The following is a 24,062-nucleotide window of genomic DNA, read 5'->3' as shown; positions in this document are numbered from 1 at the left end:
GAGTTTCGGGTGGACGATTACCAGCAGTCGATACGCATTTTGTCTGATCGCATTGTGCTGGCGCAGACGCCGATCCGCGTCCTCGATGCAGTCAAATGGGACGACAATATTCGCAAGGGTTTCCTCAAGGCCAAGGGCAAGGAAATGCCGGCGGTCGACCGCGACTATTACCTCAATCGGCCGCTGTCGTTCGACTCCAGCAAAGTGAAGCTGGAGTTCCAGAACATCGAACGCGACATCACCCGCCAGCTCGGTCAGTTCAATCCGGTCGGGCAGATCATGCGCCGCATGTGCAAGGAATACCGGATGGTGGTGCGCATGCTCGAAGCGCGCGGCACCGAGGATTTCGGACTGATTTCCCAAGAGTTGTATGGCGCCGCGTCGGATGCCTTCCACGCTGGCGATCCGACCCTGTCCGACCTGGGCCTGATGCTGTCCGATTACCTGAACAACATCGATGGCCGTGGTGACCTGAAGGACGAACCGAAAACCCTCACCGCCAAAGACGCCGTCAGCATGTTGCAGCATCGTCTGAGCAAAGTGTTTGGCGAGGCCGAGGAAACCATTCGCGTGTTCGAGTCCGACGGGATCGTTGCCGATGCGGCGGCCGGCGCCGACTACATCAAGATCCGCACCGACGCGATGTTCAACGAGCGCGACGTACGTGCCCTGGAAGTCCACGAAGGGCTGGTGCACGTCGGCACCACGCTCAACGGTCTGAACCAGCCGATCTGCACCTTCCTGTCCAAGGGCCCGCCCTCATCGACGGTGACCCAGGAAGGCCTGGCGATCTTGATGGAAATCATCACCTTCGCGTCCTACCCGAGTCGCCTGCGCAAACTGACCAACCGCACCCGCGCCATTCACATGGTGGAGGAGGGCGCCGACTTTTTGCAGGTGTTTGAGTTCTTCCGCGAACAAGGCTTCGAGATGGCCGAGAGTTATAGCAACACCAGTCGCGTTTTCCGCGGCTCGGTGCCGACAGGTCTGCCTTTTACCAAAGACTTGTCCTACCTCAAGGGCTTCATCATGATTTACAACTACATTCAGTTGGCGGTGCGTAAAGGCAAACTGGAGCAGATTCCGCTGCTGTTTTGCGGCAAAACCACACTGGAAGACATGCGCACCTTGCGCCAGTTGGTCGACGAAGGATTGGTGGTGCCACCGAAGTACCTGCCAGAGCAATTCCGCGACATGAACGCGTTGTCGGCGTGGATGTGCTTCTCCAACTTCCTGAATCACCTGAGCCTGGACCGGATCGAGGCGGATTACTCAAACATTCTGTGAGTATCACGGACCCTGTGGCGAGGGAGCTTGCTCCCGCTCGGCTGCGAAGCAGTCGTAAAACCGGTAAACGCGGTATGTCAGGTCGAACGCGGTTGCAGGTTTGGGGCTGCTCCGCAGCCCAGCGGGAGCAAGCTCCCTCGCCACAACGATTTGCTCGGTTCACGAATTTCTAATATCACCGCGAGGTTTCAACGGATGAGAATCCTCGGCATCTTCTGCCTAATCCTGGCCCTGAATGGTTGCAGCTCGCTGCTGTTCTACCCCGAACCCGGCCAGTTGTTCACCCCGGAAAAAGCCAAGCTCGAATACCGCGACGTCACGCTGATCACCGCCGACGGCCTCAAGCTGCACGCCTGGTGGCTGCCGGCGAAAAAGGGTGTCGAAGTCAAAGGCACGGTGCTGCACCTGCACGGCAACGGTGGCAATCTGCCGATGCACTTGGGTGGCAGCTATTGGTTGCCGGAACAGGGCTATCAAGTGTTGCTGGTAGACTATCGCGGTTACGGCTTGTCCGAAGGCGAGCCGAGTTTGCCGGCGATCTATCAGGACATCGACGCTGCGTTCAAATGGCTCGACCAGGCGCCCGAGGTCAAGGGCAAACCGCTGATCCTGCTGGGGCAAAGCCTTGGCGGTTCAATGGCGGTTCATTACCTGGTGCAACACCCCGAGCGACAGAAACAGCTCAAGGCATTTGTGATGGACGGCGTGCCCGCCAGCTATCGCAGCGTCGGTCGCTATGCGCTGAGCAATTCATGGGTGTTCTGGACGTTCCAGGTGCCGCTGTCGTGGCTGGTGCCGGACGGCGACAGCGCGATCAACTCCATGGCGCAGCTCAATGGCGTGCCGAAACTGATCTACCACAGCATCGACGATCCGATCGTGCCTCTTTCCAACGGCATCCTTCTGTATCAAGCTGCGCCGCCGCCGCGAGTGCTGCAACTGACCCGTGGCGGTCACGTGCAGACGTTCGCCGACCCGGTCTGGCGCAAAGTCATGCTGCGCTTTCTTGAAGACCCGCAGCATTTCAACGGTCTGCGCCGCTTGGGCGAAATCCCCAATTACCCGACGCCGCCGAATTCTGAAGATGAACCACCAGAGAGCCCGCAATGAGTGAAGAACGTAACGCCATCCCGCTGATCATCACCGGTATCTGCAGCATCCTCGGCACTGTCGCTGCCCTGTGGTGGTACGGCTACCTGCACTTCGCCAAGCCCGAGGATGCGTTGCTGCTCAACGAATTCACCATGCTCAAGACCGTGCCGGGCGAAGACTACAAAGTCTCCCTGGAACCGGCGGCCCAAGTGGCCCAGTGCATCGATGGCGTGCTGGTGCTGTTCGACACCGAACAGAAAGGCCTGACCGGAGTGCTGATCAACGACCGCAAAAAAGCCGTGCGTTGCATGGGACAGGAAACGCCGCAGAAACTGGAGCCGTAGCGCGTCCGAAAAGATCGCAGCCTGCTGCAGCTCCTACAGGGGATCAATGTAAGAGCTGCCGAAGGCTGCGATCTTTTGATCTTGAAAAAACAAAGCCCCACCTGATCAAACCAGGTGGGGCTTTTTATTTGTCACCGCGAAGCGTTATTGCGTGTTGGCACTCACCGCCGAACGCGGAATCACCGGTTGGTTATCGTTGGAAATCGTCACCTCCACCCGACGGTTTTGCGCCCGGCCCGAGGTGCTGGTGTTATCCGCCACCGGGTATTCCTTGCCATAACCCTGAGCAACGATGCGCGCCGGATCGACACCCATTTTCACCAGCGCGGTGCGCACGGAGTTCGCGCGACGTTCCGACAGCGACTGGTTGTGCGACGCCGTACCGGTGCTGTCGGTGTAGCCCTCGACGATTACTTTGCGGTCCGGGTTTTCCTGGAGGTACTGTGCCAGTTTGTTGATGTTCATCAACCCGTTGGATTTCAGTTCGGCCTTGTCGGTAGCGAACAGCACGTCACCGAAAGTCACCAGCGTGCCGCGATCGGTTTGCTTGGCGTTGAGGCTGTCTTGCAGCTGTTTGATCTGCTGGTCACGGGCATCCAGGCGAGCCTGGGCGCGTTGCGCGGAAGCGTTTTTCAAATTGGCTTCAGCGGTGCGCAGGGCGATGGTCTGTTTCGCCACTTCGACACGCTGATTGGTCAGGTAAGCCAACTGATCGACTTTGGCCGGGTCTTCCTTGTCCAGGTAGGCTTTGTCGGCCTTGTCGAGGTAATCGCTCGCTTCCTTGGTTTCCAGAGCCGCAACCTTGCTCGCTTGCGGGTTGGCTTGCAGACCGGAATAGTTGGTGCGCGCCTGTTCAAGGTTGGCGTTGGGCGGCGTGGAGCAGGCAGCCAGGGCCACACTTGCGGCGAGCAGGGCAGGGATCATCAAATGTTTGGAATTCATGGTTTCGTCCTTTTAGTCGAGTAAGAAATACGTCGTGCCGCGTCCGTTTACTGAACGGTACGCTGGCTTTCCTGACGCAGTTCCTGAACCCCCTTCTGAGAGTCCTTGACGGTCTGTTCGGCTTTCATCGCCTGGGCTTTGCGCTCGGCTACGCGGGCGTCCCATTCGGCTTGCTCGGCCAGGGTTTTGGCCTGGTCATACTTCTTGTCGTGCATGGCAATTTCGGCTTGTTTGAGCTTGTCCTGCGCCGCCTTCATTTCCACTGCGGCGAATTCGGTGCCGCCCGCGCTGACCGCGTCTTTGACGGCCGATTCGGAGACAGCGAACTGCTCGGTGGGTGGATTGCCGGCGCAACCGGCCAACACGAGGCTCGCGCCGATGGCGAGCGCTGCCACTTTCAGGCCGTGCAACGGGGTAGACGAAGATTTGCCAGTTCGGGTTTTCATAGTGTTCAACTCCATGGGGCTAACTCCTGAACAACGTGAATATCCATCCTGGGCAAGGAGCCGAGAGCTACCGTTTCGGGGGGCGTTTTGATACGGCCGTCCCAGGCGTGGTTACTGGGTTGACCCGAGGCGTTTTTTGAAAGTTCAGAGAAATTAGCGTGCTATCGAAAAAAACTGTGACGGAGTAGACAGGGCTCTATGTCGGGAACTTTGGCGATGCGTAGCGGTATTTCCGACCATGACAAGCCCGGAAAAACGAACTTTTTGAAGTGGAATACAGGCCACTGTGGGAGCGGGCTTGCCCGCGAAAGCGTCGTACCTGCCAATACTTATGTTGAATGGCAAACCGCCTTCGCGGGCAAGCCCGCTCCCACAGGTTTTGCGAATACTCAGTGCTTCTGCTTGTCGTTACCCGCCGACAAATCGTGCAGATGGCGTCGCGACAACGCGAGAAAACGCGGGGTCGGACCGACGTCTTCGTACAGTGGATCGCCTTCTTCGTCGGTGGCGACCACGGTCGAGCCCTTCACGTAGGGGAAGCTCTTTTCGAGTTCTTCCAGGGCGGCGCCGATCAGTTCGCCGAGCAGTTCTTCAGGTTGCCGCTTTGGGTACATTTCGGTGATGGCCGCCAGGCGTGCGGCGGCTTCCACGTCCAGATGAATCGTGTAGCCAGTCTCGGTCAGGCGACCCTTGGCGTTTTCTTCCCAATGCTGGGCAAGTTCACGGATTTTCATAATGACCTCATTGCGCTCCTGCTCGTGGCAGGCGGGATAAATGGCCGGCAGTTGCCCGGCGAAAGCCGTTGTACGGCTTACTGTTCAGACTAGCTTCAACGCACAAGGTTTAAAGTCCCTTCGTCGTCTTGCTTGTAAGAAGCGGTCTGGAGCGGCACTCTTGAAGTTCTTGGCCGCCCGGATTTTTTGCTGGAGAACTGCTGATGACCGATATTGATGCACGCTTGCGCGAGGACGTTCACCTATTGGGTGAGCTATTGGGCAACACCATTCGTGAACAGTACGGGGACGGCTTCCTCGACAAGATCGAGCAGATCCGCAAAGGCGCCAAGGCTGATCGTCGCGGTTCCATGGACGCCGAACTGAGCGCGAGCCTCAATCAGCTGACCGAAGACGAGTTACTGCCGGTGGCGCGGGCGTTCAACCAGTTCCTCAACCTGGCCAATATCGCCGAGCAATACCAGTTGATTCACCGTCGTGAAGAATCCCAGGCTGCGCCGTTTGAAGCGCGGGTGCTGCCGGAATTGCTCGCACGCCTGCGCGCCGAAGGTCACGGTGCCGAATCTCTGGCCCGGCAATTGGGTCGACTGGAAATCGAACTGGTGCTGACCGCGCACCCGACCGAAGTCGCGCGCCGTACGCTGATCCAGAAATACGACGCCATCGCCGCGCAACTGGCGGCCCAGGACCACCGTGACCTGACCAGCGCCGAGCGCGAGCAGATCCAATCGACCTTGCAGCGTTTGATCGCCGAAGCCTGGCACACCGAAGAAATCCGCCGCACGCGCCCGACGCCGGTCGACGAAGCCAAATGGGGTTTCGCGGTGATCGAACACTCGCTGTGGCAAGCCATTCCCAATTACCTGCGCAAGGCCGATCAGGCGCTGCACGCTGCTACCGGCCTGCATTTGCCACTGGAAGCGGCGCCGATTCGCTTTGCCTCGTGGATGGGCGGAGATCGCGACGGCAACCCGAACGTGACGGCCGCGGTCACCCGTGAAGTGCTGTTGTTGGCGCGCTGGATGGCGGCCGATCTGTACCTGCGCGACGTCGATCAACTCGCCGCCGATTTGTCGATGCAGCAAGCCAGTGACGAACTCAAGGCCAAGGCTGGCGACAGCGCAGAACCCTATCGCGCCGTGCTCAAGCAACTGCGTGAACGCTTGCGCGCGACGCGCAACTGGGCGCACACCGCGTTGACGACGCCGACCCCGGCAACCGCCGAGGTGCTGCAAAACAACCGCGAGCTGCTCGATCCGCTGGAGCTGTGCTACCACTCGCTGCACGAATGCGGCATGGGCGTGATCGCTGACGGTCCGTTGCTCGATTGTCTGCGCCGGGCGGTAACTTTCGGCCTGTTCCTGGTGCGTCTGGATGTGCGACAGGACTCGTCGCGGCACAGCGCGGCCATGACCGAAATCACCGATTACCTAGGCCTCGGGCGCTATGAAGACTGGAGCGAAGAAGAGCGCATCACCTTCCTGACCCGCGAACTGAACAATCGTCGACCATTGCTCCCGGCTCACTACAAACCTTCCGCTGACACTGCCGAAGTCTTGGCAACGTGCCGCGAAATCGCTGCTGCGCCGGGAGCATCCCTCGGCTCGTACGTGATTTCCATGGCTGGTGCCGCATCCGATGTGCTGGCCGTGCAACTGCTGCTCAAAGAGTCTGGCGTAGTGCGGCCGATGCGCGTGGTGCCGTTGTTTGAAACGCTCGCCGACCTCGACAACGCCGGGCCGGTGATCGAGAAACTGTTGCTGCTGCCGGGCTATCGCTCGCGCCTGCAAGGCCCGCAGGAAGTGATGATCGGCTACTCCGACTCGGCCAAGGACGCCGGCACCACGGCGGCGGCCTGGGCGCAGTATCGGGCGCAGGAGCGCTTGGTGGATATCTGCCGCGAGCAACAAGTGGAACTGCTGTTGTTCCACGGTCGCGGCGGCACCGTGGGTCGTGGCGGCGGCCCGGCCCACGCGGCGATCCTGTCGCAGCCACCGGGTTCGGTGGCGGGACGTTTCCGTACCACCGAACAGGGGGAAATGATTCGTTTCAAATTCGGCCTGCCGGACATCGCCGAGCAAAACCTCAATCTGTATCTGGCTGCCGTGCTCGAAGCGACTTTGCTGCCACCGCCACCCCCGACGCCTGAGTGGCGCCACTTGATGGACGAATTGGCAGCAGACGGTGTCAGCGCTTACCGCGCCGTGGTGCGGGAAAATCCGCAGTTCGTCGAGTACTTCCGCCAGTCCACACCGGAACAGGAGCTTGGCCGTTTGCCGTTGGGCAGCCGTCCTGCCAAGCGCCGCGCCGGCGGAATCGAAAGCCTTCGGGCGATTCCGTGGATCTTCGGCTGGACCCAGACGCGGCTGATGTTGCCGGCCTGGCTCGGCTGGGAAGCGGCGCTGAGCAAGGCGTTGGAGCGCGGCGAAGGCGAACTGCTGGGGCAAATGCGCGAACAGTGGCCATTCTTCCGTACCCGCATCGACATGCTGGAAATGGTATTGGCCAAGGCTGACGCGGATATTGCCCGCTCTTATGATGAGCGTCTGGTCGAGCCGGATCTGCTGCCATTGGGCGCGCACTTACGCGACCTATTGTCGCAGGCGTGCACCATCGTCCTCGGGCTGACCGGTCAGTCGCAGCTACTGGCACATAGCCCAGCCACCCTGGAATTCATTCGTTTGCGCAACACCTACCTCGATCCGCTGCATCTATTACAAGCAGAGTTGCTCGCCCGTTCCCGGCAACAGGATGTGGCGCAAGGTAGCCCGGTAGAACAGGCGCTGCTGGTGTCTGTGGCGGGGATTGCCGCCGGTTTGCGAAATACCGGCTAAGGTTTTCGCCGTGGGGTCAGGCCTTCGACGCAAGCGCCGAAGGCCGATGAATGGCGCATCCAAAAGTGCGGCCAGGCGACAGTTAATGATGGGGTTGCGACTAGGGGAACCGCGCTGAATGCACACAAGAGGCGGCGGTTTCTCCGACTTTTGGCGGCTTGTGTGGGCGCAGCCTGCTGTGTATCTTGATCAGCCTTTGGCCGTTTGGGCGGTCACGACCCTTTTTTGAGATTGGCCCCACGAGGCGAATCTGACGTTATCTATATAAAAAATTGAGGAGCACATCGATGCGCGTCATTCTGCTGGGAGCTCCCGGGGCCGGTAAAGGTACTCAGGCAAAGTTCATCACTGAAAAATTCGGCATTCCGCAAATCTCCACCGGCGACATGCTGCGTGCTGCGGTCAAGGCCGGCACCGAGCTGGGCATCAAAGCCAAGAGCATCATGGATGCCGGCGGCCTGGTCTCCGATGACCTGATCATCGCACTGGTCAAGGACCGCATCGCCCAGTCCGACTGCGCCAACGGTTTCCTGTTCGACGGTTTCCCGCGCACCATTCCTCAGGCTGAAGCGCTGGTGACTGCCGGCGTCGAGCTGGACGCAGTGGTTGAAATCGCCGTTGAAGACGAAGAGATCGTGCAGCGTATCGCCGGTCGCCGTGTTCACGAGGCCAGCGGCCGCGTGTACCACATCGTCTACAACCCGCCGAAAACCGCCGGCAAAGACGACATCACCGGTGAAGAGCTGGTACAGCGCAAGGACGACACTGAAGAAACCGTGCGTCATCGCCTGTCGGTCTACCATTCGCAGACCAAACCGCTGGTGGCTTTCTACCAGAATCTGTCGGCTGCCAATGGCAAGCCGAAGTACAGCCATATCGAAGGCGTCGGTTCGGTAGAAGCGATTACCGCCAAGGTACTTGCAGCGCTGAGCTGAAAAGTCTGATCCGCTGCATCATCCACGGCCCGCTTGCGGGCCGTAGTTGTTTATACTGACGCACTTTTTTCTGACCTCTTGTTACGGAAACATCGATGAGCACCTTGCTGGCCCTGGACACCGCGACTGAAGCTTGCTCCGTTGCCTTGCTGCATGACGGCAAAGTCACGAGCCATTACGAGGTGATCCCGCGCCTGCATGCGCAGAAGCTGTTGCCGATGATCCAGCAATTGCTGGCCGACGCCGGCACCACGCTGCAAGCGATTGATGCCATCGCCTTCGGACGTGGGCCGGGTGCGTTTACCGGTGTGCGGATTGCCATCGGTGTGGTGCAAGGCTTGGCCTTTGCGTTGGATCGCCCGGTGTTGCCGGTGTCGAACCTGGCCGTATTGGCGCAACGCGCCTTTCGTGAGCACGGCGCCAATCAAGTTGCAGCCGCCATCGACGCACGCATGGACGAGGTGTACTGGGGCTGCTACCGCGAAACGGCGGGGGAGATGCGGCTGGTCGGCGCTGAAGCCGTTTTGCCACCGGAAGTCGCGGCACTGCCGGCGGACGCCAGCGGCGATTGGTTCGGCGCGGGCACCGGTTGGGGTTATGCCGAGCGCATCGGCGTCAACCTGATCGGTCAGGACGCCGGCATGTTGCCTCATGCTGAAGACTTGCTGACGCTGGCGCGGTTTGCCTGGGCGCGTGGCGAAGCGATTGTGGCCGATGAGGCGCAGCCGGTTTATCTGCGGGACAAGGTTGCCACCCCCAAGGCACGTTAAACGCGGTCCCCTGTGTCGAGGGAGCTTGCTCCCGCTCGGCTGCGCAGCAGTCGCAAAGATCAGGCTGTAGGGTGTAACTGACGATCGTTGGGGCCGCTTCGCAGCCCAGCGGGAGCAAGCTCCCTCGCCACAATGCGTACCACCTCGAGCCAATCGTCGTTTTCTAACCTCAGCTTTTAAACCTTTTGCTCTTTATGTGTTCTAGTTATCACTCGGCGGTTTGCGAAGTGGGTTATGTGCCACTAGACTGCCATCACTGATACCGAGCATGCATTTATGCGTATAGACGGCATTTCCTCTCAGTCCTACCCCATCAAGCGCAAGCCTCGCAAAGGCCGTGTGGCGCAAGACGAATCCGTCGATATCGAAGGCGAGCTGGAATTTCCGTCCGAAGAGCAACTGGCAGCTCAAGCCGCCAGAGCCTCTGCGCAAAAACTGAGTAATCTACCCGCCCGCCAACAAGACATGCTTTATCACCGCGCCATGAGCAAAAGCGTGGCGATGGCCCTGGCCAGCTACCTGAGCACCGCCGGTTTTGTCGATCTGGATGCGCAAGTGCTGGGTCTCGACCTGTACATCTGATGCTGCTGCCGTACTACCTCGGCTGCCCGTCATGGAGCGAAAGCGCCTGGCGCGAATATCTCTATCCGCCAGACGCCAAGCCCGCCGAATTTCTTAATCTTTATTCTCAAGTTTTCAACGCCGTGGAAGGCAATACGACCTTCTACGCGAGCCCGGCTGCCAGCACCGTGCAGCGTTGGGCCGAAAGCATGCCTGAGCATTTTCGCTTCACCGCCAAATTCCCCGGCGACATCAGCCACAGCGGTGACCTGCGGGAACAATTGACCGCCGCCGAAACCTTCACCCAATTGCTCGGTCCCCTCGGTGGACGGGTGTCGCCATTGTGGCTTCAGCTGTCGAAAAGCTTCACGCCACAACGATTGCCCGAACTGGCCGGTTTCATCGATGCCCTCGACCGGCCGTTGGCGGTGGAAGTGCGGCACGGCGATTTTTTCGCCAAGGGTGACAGCGAGCGGATGCTCAATCGGTTGTTGCTGGATCGCGGGGTGGAGCGTATTTGCCTCGATCCGCGCGCCCTGTTCAGCTGCACCTCGACCGATCCCTCCGTGCTTCACGCGCAATCGAAAAAGCCCAGAGTCCCCACGCGTCCGGCAGCGTTCACCCAGTTCCCGCAGGTGCGCTTCATCGGCCATCCGCAACTCGAAGCCAACGACCCGTTTCTGCTGCCGTGGGTAGAGAAAATCGCCCTGTGGATTGAAGAGGGACGCACGCCGTACATCTTCCTGCACACCGCCGACAACGTGCTGGCGGCGAAACTGGCGCAGCGTTTTCACGCCCGATTGATGCTGCGTTTACCTGGCTTGCCGCCGCTGCCTGAGCTATACAGAGAGCCCGCCGCCGAGCAACTTGGCCTGCTCTGAAGCGGATTCGTTCGCCTTTTCAGGAGCCTGCCAAATGGATGCGCAAACCCTTCGAGCCCAAGCCTTCAAAGCCCTGCACGAACGCGAGGGGGCTTTTGTCATTCCCAACCCGTGGGATGCCGGTTCGGCAAAAATGCTCGCCAGCCTGGGCTTCGAGGCGCTGGCGACCACCAGTGCCGGGTACGCTTTTTCCAAGGCGCGTCCCGATGGCGGGCTGAGCCTGGACGATACCCTGATGAACGTTCAGGCGATTGTCGCCGCCAGCGATTTGCCGGTGGCGGTGGATCTGGAAAACGGTTTTGCCGACAACCCGGCCGATTGCGCGAAGAGTATTTTGCGCGCGGCGGAAGTCGGCGCTGTTGGCGGTTCGATCGAGGACGCCACGGGCCGCGAAGAGAGTCCGATCTATTGCTTCGACCATGCCGTAGCGCGCATCGAGGCCGCCGTCGCCGCCGCGCGCAGCTTGCCATTCCCTTTCACGCTGACGGCCAGGGCCGAGAATTTCCTGCATGGCAATCCGGACCTGGCCGATACCATTCGCCGCTTGCAGGCGTTCGCTGAAGCAGGCGCCGACGTGCTGTACGCGCCGGGTTTGCGCAGCGCTGAAGACGTGCTGGCGGTCGTGCGCGCCGTGGCGCCGAAACCGGTCAATGTGTTGATGTCCGGCGGCTTGAAGCTGACGGTCGACCAGCTCAGCGAAATGGGCGTCAAGCGCATCAGTGTCGGCTCGGCGCTGGCATTGGCGGCCTATGGCGAATTTTTCCGCGCCGCTGAAGAAATCCAGAAATCCGGCACGTTCGGCTTCACCTCGCGCTCCATGCCTTACGCGCAGGCCAATCAATTGTTCAAAGGCTGACGATGCGGTTTCGCGGGTGGCTGTTGCTGGTGCTGTTGATCATCGCTGCGACAGGAGCGGGCATCTGGCGCGGCTGGATCTCACTGCCGCCGCAGTGGAATCCCTGGGCGCCGCTGGACGTGAAGGCTGCGCCGAACCTGCTGACCCGCTACAAACTGATGCGTCTGCGCGATGATCCGCTGTTGTGCGACCAGGCGTTGAGCAGCTCCGGATTGCGCGTGGCCCGTCAGGCCGACAGCCCGGACGCGAAATGCCCGCTGACCGACGCCTTGCGTGTGCAGGGCGGCGACGTGGCGCTGAGCAGCAGCTTCCTCGCCAGTTGCCGGTTGGCCGTGTCCTTTGCCCTGTTCGAGCACCACGCCCTGCAACCCGCCGCCCAGGCGGTGTACGGGCAAGCGGTCGCGCGGGTCGATCACCTCGGCAGCTTTGCCTGTCGCAATGTCTACGGTCGCGAGAATGGTCGGCGCAGTCAGCATGCGTCGGCGAATGCGCTGGATATTGCCGGTTTTCGCCTGGCTGACGGCCGGACCATCAGCGTGCTCAAGGATTGGCCGAAGGATAACCAGGACGCACAGTTTTTAAGGCAGGTCCGCGATGGCGCCTGTGGACTGTTCAGCGTGGTCTTGAGCCCGGATTACAACGCCGCTCATCGCAATCACTTTCATGTCGATGTCGGGCCGTGGTGGCTTTGTCGCTGATAATCAGGCGGCGAGGCGCAGGTTCTGCAGGATGATCGGGCGTGCCCAGCCATTATCGAAGTCGAGTTGTTTCTGTTGCTCGATCAGCTCTTCAGGCGAGAACGGAGGGAACGGCTTGTCCAGCAGGTCGAGTTCGAACTCGGCGATCGGCAAATGCAGTGGACGCGGTTGCGGGGCAGGTCCGGCTTCTGGCAGTGGCTGACTTGCGGTCAACACGATTGGACGTACCCAGCCGCTTTCGAAGTCTTGCTGTTTCTGCTGAGCGACGATTTCTTCAGGCGGGAACGGTGGGAATGGCTTGTCGGCCAGGTCCATTTCGAACTCGGCAATCGGCAGGAACAGCGGTTCTGGCGGGCGGACCGGAGTCTCCGTCACATCGCATTCGCGCTGGGAAACGATGTGCGCCAGCAGGTCGCTGCCGACGGTAGGTTCGACCGGGCTGTCGAGGTCGACGGGTGGAAAGTTGAGAGATTCAGGCAGCACTTCACCCGATTGATCGGCCAGCGCACGGGCAAAGAAATCCTGCCAGATGTGACTGACGCCGCTCAGTGCCTGGGTGTTTCGCAGGTTGTAATTGCCGTAAGGCGAGATAAAACCTGTGATTGTGGGTTGAATGTCTGACATTTCTCTCGGTCGACGCTCAGCTCTGGCAAAATGCTCGATAGTTTTGTTATCGGCCGTTTTTGCCGATCATTAATTTTTTGAGTGTCTTTTCCGATGATTGAGCAACCGGCGGCGTGCCGCATCCATGTCGAGGCCTTGGGCGCGACCTTTCAGCCACAGGCCGAGCAATGGGCCGAGCGCTTGGGCTTGCCGTTGCAGGTGGATGACGGTGAGTTTGCGTTGCAGGTGGGCGAGGAGGGGTTGCAGTTGCAACAGCTGGGGCCGGACGCACCGGGGCCGGTGCGGGTGGACTTCGTCGAGGGCGGCGCGGCGCATCGTCGATTGTACGGTGGTGGCAGCGGGCAGATGATCGCCAAGGCTGTCGGCATTGCCCAAGGCGTGCGTCCGCGGGTGCTGGATGCCACGGCCGGGTTGGGCAAGGACGCGTTCGTGTTGGCCAGCCTCGGTTGCGAGATGAGCCTGATCGAGCGTCAGCCGCTGATCGGTGCCTTGCTGGAAGATGGCCTGGCCCGTGGCGCGGAAGATTTCGACGTAGCGCCGATTGTGGCCCGCATGCGGTTGCTCAAGGGCAATTCAATCGAGGTGATGCGTAACTGGGAGGGCGAGCCGCCGCAGGTGATCTACCTCGACCCGATGTTCCCGCACCGTGAGAAAACCGCGTTGGTGAAGAAGGAAATGCGCCTGTTCCGGCCGCTGGTGGGCGATGACCAGGATGCGCCGGCATTGCTCGAAGCGGCGTTGGCTTTGGCGACGCACCGAGTGGTGGTCAAGCGCCCGCGCAAGGCGCCTTGTATCGAAGGGCCGAAGCCGAGTCATGCGCTGGATGGCAAGTCGAGCCGGTATGACATTTATCCAAAAAAAGCGCTTAAGCCGTAAGATCTAGTCGCCGCCATCGCGGGCAAGCCCGCTCCCACAGTATTTGTGTCGAACACAATATTTGAGAACACTCCGGACCCTGTGGGAGCGGGCTTGCCCGCGATGGCGTCAGGCCAGATACTCTGAGCCTATGACTCACTCAGGCCGAAAAGCCCGCATAAACAACCCCACCACTTCCTGCACATGGCTCTCGGCCGCATCCCCGGTCAGCGGATCTCCGCAGCCATACAGCAAGCGAAAATTCCCCGCGCCCTTGAGCAGGCAGAAGAAATGCTCAGCCGCATTGTGCGGTTTGTCGATGCTCAACGCGCCGCTCTGATCGATCTTGCTCAACAAGCGCTCCATGCCATGCAGCATCCGTTGTGGGCCGGCCTCGAAGAAGATCTGCGAAAGTTTCGGGTCCTGGCTGCCGAGGGTCATCATCAAGCGGTGCAGGTTCACCGATTCATCGCTGTTGATCAGCTGATGAAACCCGCGCGCGATGTTCAATAGCACCGCTTCCACTGCAACGCCTTCCGGCAATTCAAAGAACAGTGGCGGCAGTTGCTCCTCGCACTTGGCCATCACGGCGGCGGAGAACAGCGTTTCCTTGTCGTTGAAATGGCTGTAGACGGTCAGCTTCGACACACCGGCCTCGGCCGCCACGGCGTCCATGCTGGTGTTGGCGTAACCCTTGGTCAGAAACAGCGTTTTCGCCGCGTCGAGGATCGCCTGGCGCTTGGCCAGATCCTTGGGACGGCCGGGGCCGTTAGGTGCTGAAAGATTGTTCGGCATATGCGCTTTTATTACTGGACTGGTGAGTTTGCTATTAATACCATACCGGTCAGTATAATTATTCCAAGCACCATTAGCGAAAGGTCGTTCACCATGTTCCGCTATGCCTTGCCCCTCGCGTTGCCAGTCAGCCTGGCGTTTTTATTGACGGCGTGTGGTCACGAAGAGGCTCCTCAAGTCAGCATTCGACCGGCCATGGTGGTTCAGCCAGAGCCTTCGGCGCAGGCGACCGAAAGCTATCCCGGTGAAGTCCGCGCCCGCTACGAGCCGGACCTGGCGTTTCGCATCGGCGGCAAAGTCAGCCGACGACTGGTCGACGAGGGGCAGCGGGTCAAGGCCGATCAACCGTTGGCCGAGCTCGATCCGCAAGACGTGCGCCTGCAACTGGAGGCCACCCGCGCCCAGGTCGCGGCCGCTGAGGCGAATCTGAGCATGGTGCGGGCCGAGCGGGATCGCTATAAAACGCTGATGGAACGTCAACTGGTCAGCCGCTCGCAGTACGACAATCACGAAAACCTTTACCGTTCCGGTGAAGCGCGTCTCAAACAAATCAAAGCCGAATTCAACGTTTCGACCAATCAGGCCAGTTACGCGGTATTGCGTGCGCCACAGGATGGCGTGGTCGCCAAGCGCTCGGTGGAAGTCGGGCAAGTGGTCGCGGCCGGGCAGACGGTGTTTACCCTGGCCACCGATGGCGAGCGCGAAGTGTTGATCAGCTTGCCGGAACAGAGCTTCGGCCGTTTCAAGGTGGGTCAGCCGGTGTCGGTGGAACTGTGGACGCAACCGGATCAGCGCTTCGCCGGGCGCATCCGTGAACTGTCGCCTGCGGCCGATCCGAAGTCCCGCACCTTCGCCGCCCGCATCGCATTCACCGGTGGCAAGGTTCCGGCCGAGCTCGGCCAGAGCGCCCGGGTGTTCGTGCAGACGGCCGAGGCAGTGCCGTTGTCGGTGCCGCTCTCTGCGCTGACGGCGGAAAACGGCGTGACCTACGTCTGGGTCGTCAGCGCCAACAACACCTTGAAGAAAACCCCGGTGCGGGTCGGCGCTTTCGGTGAGAAAACCGTGCCGGTGCTCGAAGGCTTGAATGCCAGCGACTGGGTAGTGGCTGCCGGCGTCCATGTACTTCTCGACGGGCAATCCGTGCGCCCGGTGGATCGCTCCAACCGCGTGGTCAATCTGGCGGACAAGGAGTAATCCCCGATGGGCTTCAATCTTTCCGAATGGGCGCTGCGTAATCGTCAGATCGTACTGTTCCTGATGCTGTTGCTGGCCATCGTTGGCGCAGTTTCCTACACCAAACTCGGCCAAAGTGAAGACCCGCCTTTCACCTTCAAAGCCATGGTGGTCCGCACCAACTGGCCGGGGGCGACGGCGCAGGAAGTCTCGCGCCAGGTCACCGAACGCATTGAAAAGAAGCTGATGGAAACCGGCGAGTACGAACGCATCGTGTCGTTCTCCCGTCCGGGTGAATCCCAGGTGACGTTCATCGCCCGCGATTCCATGCACTCGGTGGAAATCCCGGAACTCTGGTATCAGGTGCGCAAGAAGGTCAGCGACATCCGCCACACCTTGCCGCCGGGTATTCAGGGGCCGTTCTTCAACGATGAATTCGGCACCACGTTCGGCAATATCTACGCCCTGACCGGCGACGGTTTCGACTACGCCGTGCTCAAGGATTACGCCGACCGCATCCAGATCCAGCTGCAACGGGTCAAGGATGTGGGCAAGGTCGAGTTGCTCGGGTTGCAGGACGAAAAGATCTGGATTGAGCTCTCCAACGTCAAACTCGCCACCCTGGGCTTGCCGTTGGCGGCGGTGCAACAGGCGTTGGAAGAGCAGAACGCGGTGTCCACCGCCGGCTTCTTTGAAACCAGCAGCGAGCGTTTGCAGCTACGGGTTTCGGGGAATTTTCAGACAGTCGATGAGATAAAAAACTTTCCGATACGGGTCGGTGATCGCACGTTCCGTATCTCCGATGTGGCGGATGTGCGCCGTGGTTTCAACGATCCTCCCGCACCGCGCATGCGCTTCATGGCCGAAAACGCCATCGGGCTGGCCGTCGCCATGAAGGACGGTGGCGACATTCTGGTGCTGGGCAAGGCGTTGGAAGTCGAGTTCGATCGCATCCAGAAAAACCTCCCGGCCGGCATGCAACTGCGCAAGGTTTCCGATCAACCAGCGGCGGTGAAAACCGGCGTCGGCGAGTTCGTGCAGGTGCTGGTGGAAGCGCTGGCGATTGTGCTGCTGGTGAGCTTCTTCTCCCTCGGCATGCGCACTGGGATGGTGGTCGCACTGGCGATTCCGCTGGTGCTGGCCATGACGTTTGCCTGCATGTATTACCTCGGCATCGGCCTGCACAAGATTTCCCTCGGCGCGCTGGTGCTGGCGCTGGGTTTGCTGGTGGACGACGCGATCATCGCCGTGGAAATGATGGCGATCAAAATGGAGCAGGGCTTCGACCGGATCAAGGCCGCGAGCTATGCCTGGACCAGCACCGCGTTCCCGATGCTCACCGGTACGCTGATCACCGCCGCCGGTTTCCTGCCGATTGCCACCGCACAATCGGGCACGGGCGAATACACCCGTTCGATCTTTGAAGTTGTCACCATCGCGCTGCTGGCGTCCTGGGTGGCTGCCGTACTTTTCGTACCTTATCTCGGGGAAAAACTCCTTCCGGACCTGGCGAAAATTCACGCAGCGAAACACGGCACAGGCCAACCCGATCCTTACGGCACGCCGTTCTATCAGCGCGTCCGGCGCCTGGTGGAGTGGTGTGTGCGCTGGCGTAAAACCGTGATCACGGCGACGGTGGTGCTGTTCATTGCGTCCATCGTGCTGTTCCGTTTTGTGCCACAGCAGTTTTTCCCGGCATCGGGCCGACTGGAGTTGATGGTCGATTTGAAACTGGCCGAAGGCGCGTCGCTGAGCAACACCGCCGAAGAGGTCAAACGCCTCGAAGCATTGCTCAAGGACAAAGCCGGAATAGACAATTACGTGGCCTACGTCGGAACCGGTTCGCCGCGTTTTTACCTACCTCTGGATCAGCAATTGCCTGCGGCGAGCTTCGCCCAGTTTGTCGTCCTGGCGAAAACCATCGAGGAGCGCGAATCCCTGCGCACCTGGCTGATCGCAACGCTCAACGAGCAATTCCCGGCCCTGCGCTCGCGGGTCACGCGTCTGGAAAACGGTCCGCCGGTTGGCTATCCGGTGCAGTTCCGGGTAACGGGTGAACACATCGAGGAAGTCCGGGCGCTGGCGCGTAAAGTCGCGGCCAAGGTTCGCGAGAACCCGCATGTGGTCAACGTTCACCTGGACTGGGAAGAACCGAGCAAAGTCGTGTATCTGAACGTCGATCAGGACCGCGCGCGGGCACTGGGCGTCAGCACGTCGAACCTGTCGAAGTTCTTGCAGAGCTCACTCACGGGTTCCAGCGTCAGCCAGTACCGCGAAGACAACGAGTTGATCGAGATCCTCCTGCGCGGCACCTTGCATGAGCGTACCGAACTGTCGTTGCTGCCAAGCCTGGCAGTGCCGACCGACAACGGGCGCAGCGTGGCCCTGTCGCAGATCGCGACGCTGGAATACGGCTTTGAAGAAGGCGTGATCTGGCATCGTAATCGCCTGCCCAACGTGACGGTGCGTGCGGACATTTACGGCAAGGAACAACCGGCGACCCTGGTGCAGCAGATCATGCCGACCCTTGATCCAATCCGCGCCGAGCTGCCGGACGGGTACTTGCTGGATGTCGGTGGCACCGTGGAAGACTCGGCACGCGGGCAGAACTCGGTGAAGGCTGGCGTGCCGCTTTTTATCGTCGTGGTGCTGACATTGCTGATGCTGCAACTGCGCAGTTTCTCACGCACGGCGATGGTGTTTCTGACGGCGCCGTTGGGGTTGATCGGGGTGACGTTGTTCCTGATGGTGTTCCGTCAGCCGTTTGGTTTTGTCGCCATGCTCGGGACCATCGCGTTGTCGGGGATGATCATGCGCAACTCGGTGATTCTGGTGGATCAGATCGAGCAGGACATTGCGGCCGGGTTGAAGCCTTGGCAGGCAATTATCGAGGCCACGGTGCGGCGGTTCCGGCCGATCGTGTTGACCGCGCTGGCCGCTGTTCTGGCGATGATTCCGCTGTCGCGCAGTGTGTTTTTCGGGCCGATGGCGGTGGCGATCATGGGCGGGTTGATCGTGGCGACGGCGTTGACGTTGCTGTTCTTGCCGGCGTTGTATGCGGCCTGGTTCCGGGTCAAGAAAGAGCCGGCCTGAGCCGTAAGCGATCTCTTGTAGGAGCTGCCGCAGGCTGCGATCTTTTGATCTTGATTTTTTAAGATCAAAAGATCGCAGCCTTCGGCAGCTCCTACAGGTTTTTGCGGTTTTGGTTAGAGCGTGCCAAACACTTTTTTCGCGAGACTGGTCGCCGCAGCCGCCGGGTTCTTGCGGATGGTTTCTTCCTGTTTGCCGATCATCTCGAACAGGCCGTTCAGCGCCTGCTCGGTGACGTAGTTTTCGACATTGGCATTCTTCGCGTCGACCACGCCCAGAGTGGCGGCTTGGCCGGCGAACGAGTTGTATTGCTTGGCCAGGCCGACCTGGTCGGTGGCTTGCTTGACGATTGGCAGGAACTTGGCGCGGATCTGTTCGCGGCTGGTTTTGTTCAGGTACTGCGTAGCCGAATCGTTGCCGCCGCTGAGAATGCCCTTGGCATCTTCCACCGTCATTTTCTTCACCGCGTCCACGAGGATCGGCTGGGCCTGGGTCACGGCGGTTTCCGCCGCTTTGTTCATGCTGGTTTCCAGTTGATCGACCTGATCCCCCATGCCGAACTGTTTCATTTTGCTGGCGACCTTGCCCAGTTTACCCGGCAGTTCGATCTTCACGTCTGGGTTGTTGCTGAAGCCGCCCGGTGCGCCGAGTTGTTTAACAGCCAGTTGCGCACCTTGGGTCAGCGCGTCCTTGAGTCCGCCGGTGGCGTCTTTTTGCGACAGGTCGCTGAGGGACAGCGCCAGGGCGCTGGCGGAGATCATCAAACCTGCGCACAGGCCGGCGAAACGGAGGGTAGGGCGAAACATGGAGGCTTCCTTGGTCGAAAGGCGAATTTAGCGAAACGCGTCGATGCGGATTTTCAGTGGCTGCGGGTCGCGGCCAGCGGCGACAATCTAGCGGTTTTTTTCAGCAATTTCGCCCCGCTTAATATGAAAAGATCTTTTCAGGATCTGCTAAAGGGTTTCAATACAACGGTGCCGGGGTAGACCTCTATGGCATTGCGATATTCATTTTCAGTGGCCGCCAGGGTATAGCGTTTACCCGGTACAACAGTATCTGGATCGTATTCCAGATAGAACGCCTCTGCCATTTTTTTACTGATATGTATTTGAGTAAGTTGCATCTGCGCATTGTCGTGCTCATGGGCGACGATAGTAACTGCATGTTCAGGTTCGACCGCTTCAGGTTCTTGAGCCTGAACGTAGAGGCGACCAATAGGACTTAAGTGCAGGGTTTGGCGGTGGGGTGCACGGTGGGCGATTACGAAGTAGTCCAGGTCAATCAGCAGTGGGGAGCCGTTGTGGGACATGCTGACGTTCACGCGGTATTTGACGCTGACATCTGAATAGGTGTGTGCAAAATAATAATTCCAGCGTCCGCTGCGCAGTACCGGCTCTTTGTATTGTGCGACATTGACAGGGTTTGAGGAGTTTGCAGTTTGAATGCTTATATACGTTTCACCTTCGCCGTCGCTGGGAGGGAGAAAGTCGTCTGGCAAACTAAGAGTAAGGGTAATGTATTGATCTGAAAAGTTCATGGCGATATCCGTATCTGGACCATTTATATGGAGTGGTCTATTAATTCATAACTCAATAGATATAAGAACATCCTTGTTCTTATAGTCGTTATCAGGAAGTAACAGTCGGCTTCGATTGAGCCTGATCCGCCGCATCTTCACTGCGATGCAGAGCCACTTGGCGAATCGACAAACGAATATCCGCCGGCAATACCCGTTTCGCCGCGCCTTCGGCCAGTTCGCCGAGCAGTTCGTGATAGCTCAGCTTGCCGGCTTCATCGCGCTTGAGCACGTCGAGGTCGAGCATGGTCTGGATGAAGTGGCGGAACAGGCTCTTGTCGAAGAATTCCGGGGCGTTCAGGCCGTGCAGGATCGACAGGCGCTGGGCCATGACCGTGCACAAGTCCTCCAGCTCTTCGGCGCTGATGCTGTTCTGGCCGCTGTTGAGCAACAGCGAGACGGTCATGTAGAAACGCTGCAGGGTCTGGGCAATGCTTTTCGACAGCAGCGTCAGCAGCACAAAGTGCCGCGAACTCGGCGCCGGACGCAGGTAGACGTCGTTCTCGAAGCGCAGCAGACCTTGCTCGACGAACGCTTCGAGCCATTGATCGATCACCGCATCCAGTTCGTCCAGCGACCAGCGAATGAACAGCTCAGCTTGCAGGTACGGATACAGCGCGCGGGTGTAGCGCAGGATCTGTTCGCGGCTCATGCGCGAGGCGCTCTGGAAGAAGCTCGCCAACAGTGACGGCAGCGCGAAGATGTGCAGCACATTATTGCGGTAGTAGGTCATCAGGACGGCGTTCTGCTCATCCAGATAGAGAATCTTGCCCAGGGCATCGCTCTGCTCGGAAAGCAGGTCCATGTCCTTCACATGCTCGATCAGCGCCCGGCCATCACCCTCCGGCAGCGTGGTGTGCGGCGAGTACGGCACTTTGCGCAACAGCGCCAGATACAGGTCGAGCACCCGCGCCATTGCACGATCGTCAAGGGCCAAACGGCTGGTGGACAGCAGCGCCAGCGCCACCAGATTCACCGGGTTGATCGCCGCTGCTTCGTTCAAGTGCTGCGCGACTTTTTCGCCGAGGCGGTTGGTGGTTTCGTTGAGCCAGGCCGGCTTGAACTGCGGACCGAGTTCCTGCTTGCGCCAGTCGGGCTGTTCGCTGTCGAGGAATTCCGCCAGTTTGATCGGCTCGCCGAAGTTCACCGCCACCTGACCGAAGCGCTGCTTGAGCGCGCCGATGACTTTGAAAATGTCGAAGATCGATTCTTTCTTCTTGGTGGCGCCACGCAGTTCGCCTAGGTAAGTGCGGCCTTCCAGCACGCGCTCATAACCGATGTACACCGGCACGAACACGATCGGCATGCGCGAGGAGCGCAGGAAGCTGCGCATTGTGATCGCCAGCATCCCGGTTTTTGGTTGCAGCATGCGTCCGGTGCGCGAACGGCCGCCCTCGACGAAGTACTCCACCGGGAAACCCTTGGTGAACAGGGTATGCAGGTATTCGTTGAACACCGAGGTGTAGAGCGGGTTGCCTTTGAACGTGCGGCGCATGAAAAACGCGCCGCCACGCCGCAGCAGGCTGCCGATTACGGGCATGTTCAGGTTGATCCCGGCGGCAATGTGCGGCGGGGTCAGGCCGTTGCGGAACAGCAGGTACGAAAGCAACAGGTAGTCGATGTGGCTGCGATGGCACGGCACGTAGATCACTTCGTGACCCTGGGCGACCTTCTGCACGCCTTCGATGTGGTTGACCTTGATGCCGTCGTAAATCTTGTTCCAGAACCAGCTCAAGACCACTTCGAGGAAGCGGATGGCGGTGTAGGTGTAGTCCGAGGCGATCTCGTTGCCGTAGCGCAGAGCCTGGGCCTTGGCTTTTTCCGGCGAGATGTTCTCGCGCTCGGCTTCGTCGAGGATTGCTTGCTTGACCAGAGGCTGGTTGATCAGGCCCTTGACCAGATTGCGACGGTGGGAAATGTCCGGGCCGATGACGGCGGCTTTCAGGTTGCGGAAGTGCACCCGCAGGATGCGCTGGGCCATGCGCACGGTGCGTTCGTGGCCCTTGTTGTGGTCGATCAGCTCGCGCAGGTGGATCGGCGCGGAGAATTGCACACGGGTCTTGCGTCCCAGCACGATGATGCTGAGCAATCGGCGCAGGCGCCCGGTGACGGCCCAGCTGTCGGCGAACAGCAGTTTCCAGGGGCTGTTTTCGCTGTCCGGCGACTGGCCCCAGAACACGCTGACCGGAATGATCTGCGCATCTTCGGCGGCGTTCTGGCTCAGGGCGCTGACCAGGCGGGTCAGGGTCGGCGGCGCACCGCGCTTGTCCTGGCGACCGAGCCAGTCGGGGTCTGGCGTCAGGTAGAAGAACGCCGCCGGTTCCAGCAGGTTGCCGACCGAGACCGGCAGCACCGGGCGTGGCAAACCAGCCTTGCGGCACTCGGTGTCGACCACGGCGAGGTCGGTCAGCGAAGGGTTTTGCAGGACATAGAACACCGGACGACTGCGGTCGAGGTTGAGGGTGAACGACGACTGGTTGATCGTCTCCGAGCGAACCCAGAGGTACAACAGTCGGCGCAGGGTGCCAAACACAAGACGGCGGAACGGGGAACGGGTCATACGGCTTCTGCGTGAGTGAGTAAACCGAGCGTTTGCTCGGGGGGCTGACAGTGTGCCGGATTCATCGAAAATCGGCAAAAAAGCACTTAAGTAAACTCCGTTTGAGAGTTTTAACGCCTGGCATATACTCGGCGAGCCCGCACTGGCCAGACAGTGGCACCGATCAGTGCAAGCAACGTTCCCGAGGCTTTCCTGCGAAAAGCCCGATCAATAATAAAAAAGGAGTATGAACAGATGGCAACACGTGAAACCGGCAACGTGAAGTGGTTCAACGACGCCAAGGGCTACGGTTTTATCCAGCGCGCGGACGGGGTGGATGTGTTCGTGCACTACCGCGCGATTCGCGGCGAGGGGCATCGCTCGCTGACTGAAGGCCAGCAGGTTGAATATGCTGTGGTGACGGGAGAGAAGGGTTTGCAGGCCGAAGACGTCGTCGGCTTGTAAGAAGACCTTGTAGGAGCTGACTTGCCAGCGATGGCGGAGTGTCAGGCAGACCGCGTCGGCATGATCGCCAGCAAGCCGGCTCCTACAGGTTCAGATTGCTCTCGGATTACGCGGTTTTCCAGGTGATCTCTTCTTCACCATCGGCACTGATACGAATCCAGCGATCAGCCGTCTCTTCGCCTTCTTCCTCGACCCAGGTGCCCGGCGCGCAACGTACTTCCACGTTAAGCGCGGCAAACGCAGCGCGGGCGCAGGCGATGTCGTCTTCCCACGGCGTCTGGTCACTTTCCAGGTACAAGCTGTTCCACTTTCCTACGGCTTTCGGCAGCCAGGTCACCGGCACGTTGCCGGCCTTGCACTTGTAGGTCTGGCCTTTCTGGACCCAGTCGGTGCACGGGCCCAATGCCGAGCCAAGCCAGGCGGAAATGGCTTTGTGGTCGACGTCGGCGTCTTTCAGGTAAATCTCGATATCGGGTTGGCGCATGGATGTCCTCACTGCGGGTCTGAAAAATCCATTCGCGGATTTAGCCGGCCTTGGGTCATTGCCCAAGACCAAAATTGAACA

At 59.8% G+C, this 24,062-nt stretch carries 23 protein-coding genes; 14 read left to right on the top strand and 9 right to left on the bottom strand.

All coding sequences use genetic code 11. The features are described from left to right. Nucleotides 1-9 precede the first annotated feature (9 nt). The 3 genes from KGB21_RS10945 to KGB21_RS10935 all read left to right on the top strand — a co-directional run bounded on the left by KGB21_RS10945 (nucleotide 10) and on the right by KGB21_RS10935 (nucleotide 2,723). Nucleotides 10-1,287 (top strand): flavohemoglobin expression-modulating QEGLA motif protein, encoded by a 1,278-nt coding sequence (locus tag KGB21_RS10945; RefSeq protein ID WP_034150738.1) that lies wholly within the window; start codon nucleotides 10-12, stop codon nucleotides 1,285-1,287. A gap of 195 nt (nucleotides 1,288-1,482) precedes the next feature. Next, nucleotides 1,483-2,397 carry an alpha/beta hydrolase gene (locus KGB21_RS10940; RefSeq protein ID WP_223505111.1) on the top strand — a complete coding sequence of 305 codons (915 nt, stop codon included), beginning with the start codon at nucleotides 1,483-1,485 and terminating at the stop codon, nucleotides 2,395-2,397. Beyond that, entirely contained in the window at nucleotides 2,394-2,723 is a 330-nt protein-coding gene (locus tag KGB21_RS10935) for a hypothetical protein (RefSeq protein WP_034150736.1), read from the top strand. Before KGB21_RS10940 ends, KGB21_RS10935 begins: the two co-directional genes overlap by 4 nt. Before the next feature lie 144 nt (nucleotides 2,724-2,867). Here the strand turns inward: KGB21_RS10935 and KGB21_RS10930 are convergent, their stop codons facing one another. The 3 genes from KGB21_RS10930 to KGB21_RS10920 form a co-directional block, all read right to left on the bottom strand. Continuing rightward, nucleotides 2,868-3,665: an OmpA family protein gene (locus tag KGB21_RS10930; RefSeq protein ID WP_223505110.1), complete on the bottom strand. Its 798-nt coding sequence runs from the start codon at nucleotides 3,663-3,665 to the stop codon at nucleotides 2,868-2,870. A 47-nt stretch (nucleotides 3,666-3,712) separates the two neighbouring features. Continuing rightward, nucleotides 3,713-4,126: a DUF4398 domain-containing protein gene (locus KGB21_RS10925; protein WP_034150734.1), complete on the bottom strand. Its 414-nt coding sequence runs from the start codon at nucleotides 4,124-4,126 to the stop codon at nucleotides 3,713-3,715. 374 nt (nucleotides 4,127-4,500) lie between these two features. After that, nucleotides 4,501-4,845, bottom strand: a complete 345-nt coding sequence (locus KGB21_RS10920; RefSeq protein WP_034150733.1) for a hypothetical protein — start codon at nucleotides 4,843-4,845, stop codon at nucleotides 4,501-4,503. Between the two features lie 203 nt (nucleotides 4,846-5,048). Between KGB21_RS10920 and ppc the strand changes: the two genes are divergently transcribed. The 7 genes from ppc (at nucleotide 5,049) to KGB21_RS10885 (ending at nucleotide 12,380) form a co-directional block, all read left to right on the top strand. Continuing rightward, a complete protein-coding gene (gene ppc, locus KGB21_RS10915) occupies nucleotides 5,049-7,679 on the top strand; it encodes a phosphoenolpyruvate carboxylase (protein WP_223505109.1) in 2,631 nt (876 codons plus the stop codon). Between the two features lie 287 nt (nucleotides 7,680-7,966). Then, a complete protein-coding gene (adk, locus tag KGB21_RS10910) occupies nucleotides 7,967-8,614 on the top strand; it encodes an adenylate kinase (protein WP_034150731.1) in 648 nt (215 codons plus the stop codon). 95 nt (nucleotides 8,615-8,709) lie between these two features. Then, a complete protein-coding gene (gene tsaB, locus KGB21_RS10905) occupies nucleotides 8,710-9,384 on the top strand; it encodes a tRNA (adenosine(37)-N6)-threonylcarbamoyltransferase complex dimerization subunit type 1 TsaB (RefSeq protein WP_223505108.1) in 675 nt (224 codons plus the stop codon). A 276-nt stretch (nucleotides 9,385-9,660) separates the two neighbouring features. Continuing rightward, on the top strand, nucleotides 9,661-9,966 hold the full coding sequence (locus KGB21_RS10900; RefSeq protein ID WP_034150729.1) for a hypothetical protein: 306 nt from the start codon (nucleotides 9,661-9,663) through the stop codon (nucleotides 9,964-9,966). Continuing rightward, nucleotides 9,966-10,826 carry a DUF72 domain-containing protein gene (locus tag KGB21_RS10895; protein ID WP_034150728.1) on the top strand — a complete coding sequence of 287 codons (861 nt, stop codon included), beginning with the start codon at nucleotides 9,966-9,968 and terminating at the stop codon, nucleotides 10,824-10,826. The genes KGB21_RS10900 and KGB21_RS10895 overlap by 1 nt, the downstream gene beginning before the upstream one ends. Before the next feature lie 34 nt (nucleotides 10,827-10,860). After that, nucleotides 10,861-11,682 carry an oxaloacetate decarboxylase gene (locus tag KGB21_RS10890; RefSeq protein WP_223505107.1) on the top strand — a complete coding sequence of 274 codons (822 nt, stop codon included), beginning with the start codon at nucleotides 10,861-10,863 and terminating at the stop codon, nucleotides 11,680-11,682. Between the two features lie 2 nt (nucleotides 11,683-11,684). Then, nucleotides 11,685-12,380: an extensin family protein gene (locus KGB21_RS10885; RefSeq protein ID WP_223505106.1), complete on the top strand. Its 696-nt coding sequence runs from the start codon at nucleotides 11,685-11,687 to the stop codon at nucleotides 12,378-12,380. A 3-nt stretch (nucleotides 12,381-12,383) separates the two neighbouring features. Here the strand turns inward: KGB21_RS10885 and KGB21_RS10880 are convergent, their stop codons facing one another. After that, on the bottom strand, nucleotides 12,384-13,004 hold the full coding sequence (locus tag KGB21_RS10880; protein ID WP_034150725.1) for a hypothetical protein: 621 nt from the start codon (nucleotides 13,002-13,004) through the stop codon (nucleotides 12,384-12,386). A 93-nt stretch (nucleotides 13,005-13,097) separates the two neighbouring features. Here KGB21_RS10880 and KGB21_RS10875 point away from each other — a divergent pair, with 93 nt between their 5' ends. Beyond that, nucleotides 13,098-13,880 carry a class I SAM-dependent methyltransferase gene (locus KGB21_RS10875; protein ID WP_263386184.1) on the top strand — a complete coding sequence of 261 codons (783 nt, stop codon included), beginning with the start codon at nucleotides 13,098-13,100 and terminating at the stop codon, nucleotides 13,878-13,880. Nucleotides 13,881-14,015: 135 nt separating this feature from the next. Here the strand turns inward: KGB21_RS10875 and KGB21_RS10870 are convergent, their stop codons facing one another. Next, a complete protein-coding gene (locus KGB21_RS10870) occupies nucleotides 14,016-14,654 on the bottom strand; it encodes a TetR/AcrR family transcriptional regulator (RefSeq protein WP_034150723.1) in 639 nt (212 codons plus the stop codon). Between the two features lie 93 nt (nucleotides 14,655-14,747). Here KGB21_RS10870 and KGB21_RS10865 point away from each other — a divergent pair, with 93 nt between their 5' ends. Both KGB21_RS10865 and KGB21_RS10860 read left to right on the top strand, forming a co-directional pair. After that, nucleotides 14,748-15,848: an efflux RND transporter periplasmic adaptor subunit gene (locus tag KGB21_RS10865; protein ID WP_223505105.1), complete on the top strand. Its 1,101-nt coding sequence runs from the start codon at nucleotides 14,748-14,750 to the stop codon at nucleotides 15,846-15,848. Between the two features lie 6 nt (nucleotides 15,849-15,854). Then, nucleotides 15,855-18,920: an efflux RND transporter permease subunit gene (locus KGB21_RS10860; RefSeq protein WP_223505104.1), complete on the top strand. Its 3,066-nt coding sequence runs from the start codon at nucleotides 15,855-15,857 to the stop codon at nucleotides 18,918-18,920. 113 nt (nucleotides 18,921-19,033) lie between these two features. Here KGB21_RS10860 and KGB21_RS10855 read toward each other — a convergent pair whose 3' ends face one another. The 3 genes from KGB21_RS10855 to plsB all read right to left on the bottom strand — a co-directional run bounded on the left by KGB21_RS10855 (nucleotide 19,034) and on the right by plsB (nucleotide 23,053). After that, nucleotides 19,034-19,723: a DUF4197 domain-containing protein gene (locus KGB21_RS10855; protein ID WP_223505103.1), complete on the bottom strand. Its 690-nt coding sequence runs from the start codon at nucleotides 19,721-19,723 to the stop codon at nucleotides 19,034-19,036. A gap of 137 nt (nucleotides 19,724-19,860) precedes the next feature. Beyond that, nucleotides 19,861-20,454: a hypothetical protein gene (locus tag KGB21_RS10850; protein ID WP_223505102.1), complete on the bottom strand. Its 594-nt coding sequence runs from the start codon at nucleotides 20,452-20,454 to the stop codon at nucleotides 19,861-19,863. A gap of 91 nt (nucleotides 20,455-20,545) precedes the next feature. Next, nucleotides 20,546-23,053 (bottom strand): glycerol-3-phosphate 1-O-acyltransferase PlsB, encoded by a 2,508-nt coding sequence (plsB, locus tag KGB21_RS10845; RefSeq protein ID WP_223505101.1) that lies wholly within the window; start codon nucleotides 23,051-23,053, stop codon nucleotides 20,546-20,548. Nucleotides 23,054-23,287: 234 nt separating this feature from the next. On the opposite strand from plsB, the gene KGB21_RS10840 reads away from it, so the two are divergent. Beyond that, nucleotides 23,288-23,497, top strand: a complete 210-nt coding sequence (locus tag KGB21_RS10840; RefSeq protein WP_017336686.1) for a cold-shock protein — start codon at nucleotides 23,288-23,290, stop codon at nucleotides 23,495-23,497. A gap of 106 nt (nucleotides 23,498-23,603) precedes the next feature. Here the strand turns inward: KGB21_RS10840 and KGB21_RS10835 are convergent, their stop codons facing one another. Continuing rightward, nucleotides 23,604-23,981 (bottom strand): hypothetical protein, encoded by a 378-nt coding sequence (locus KGB21_RS10835; RefSeq protein ID WP_034150717.1) that lies wholly within the window; start codon nucleotides 23,979-23,981, stop codon nucleotides 23,604-23,606. Nucleotides 23,982-24,062: the final 81 nt, after the last annotated feature.

The sequence above is a fragment of the Pseudomonas sp. GL-RE-29 genome (assembly GCF_019947275.1).
GTDB lineage: Bacteria > Pseudomonadota > Gammaproteobacteria > Pseudomonadales > Pseudomonadaceae > Aquipseudomonas > Aquipseudomonas fluorescens_A.
Note: the sequence above shows the minus strand (reverse complement) of the source record. Positions and strands in the feature narration are given on the sequence as shown.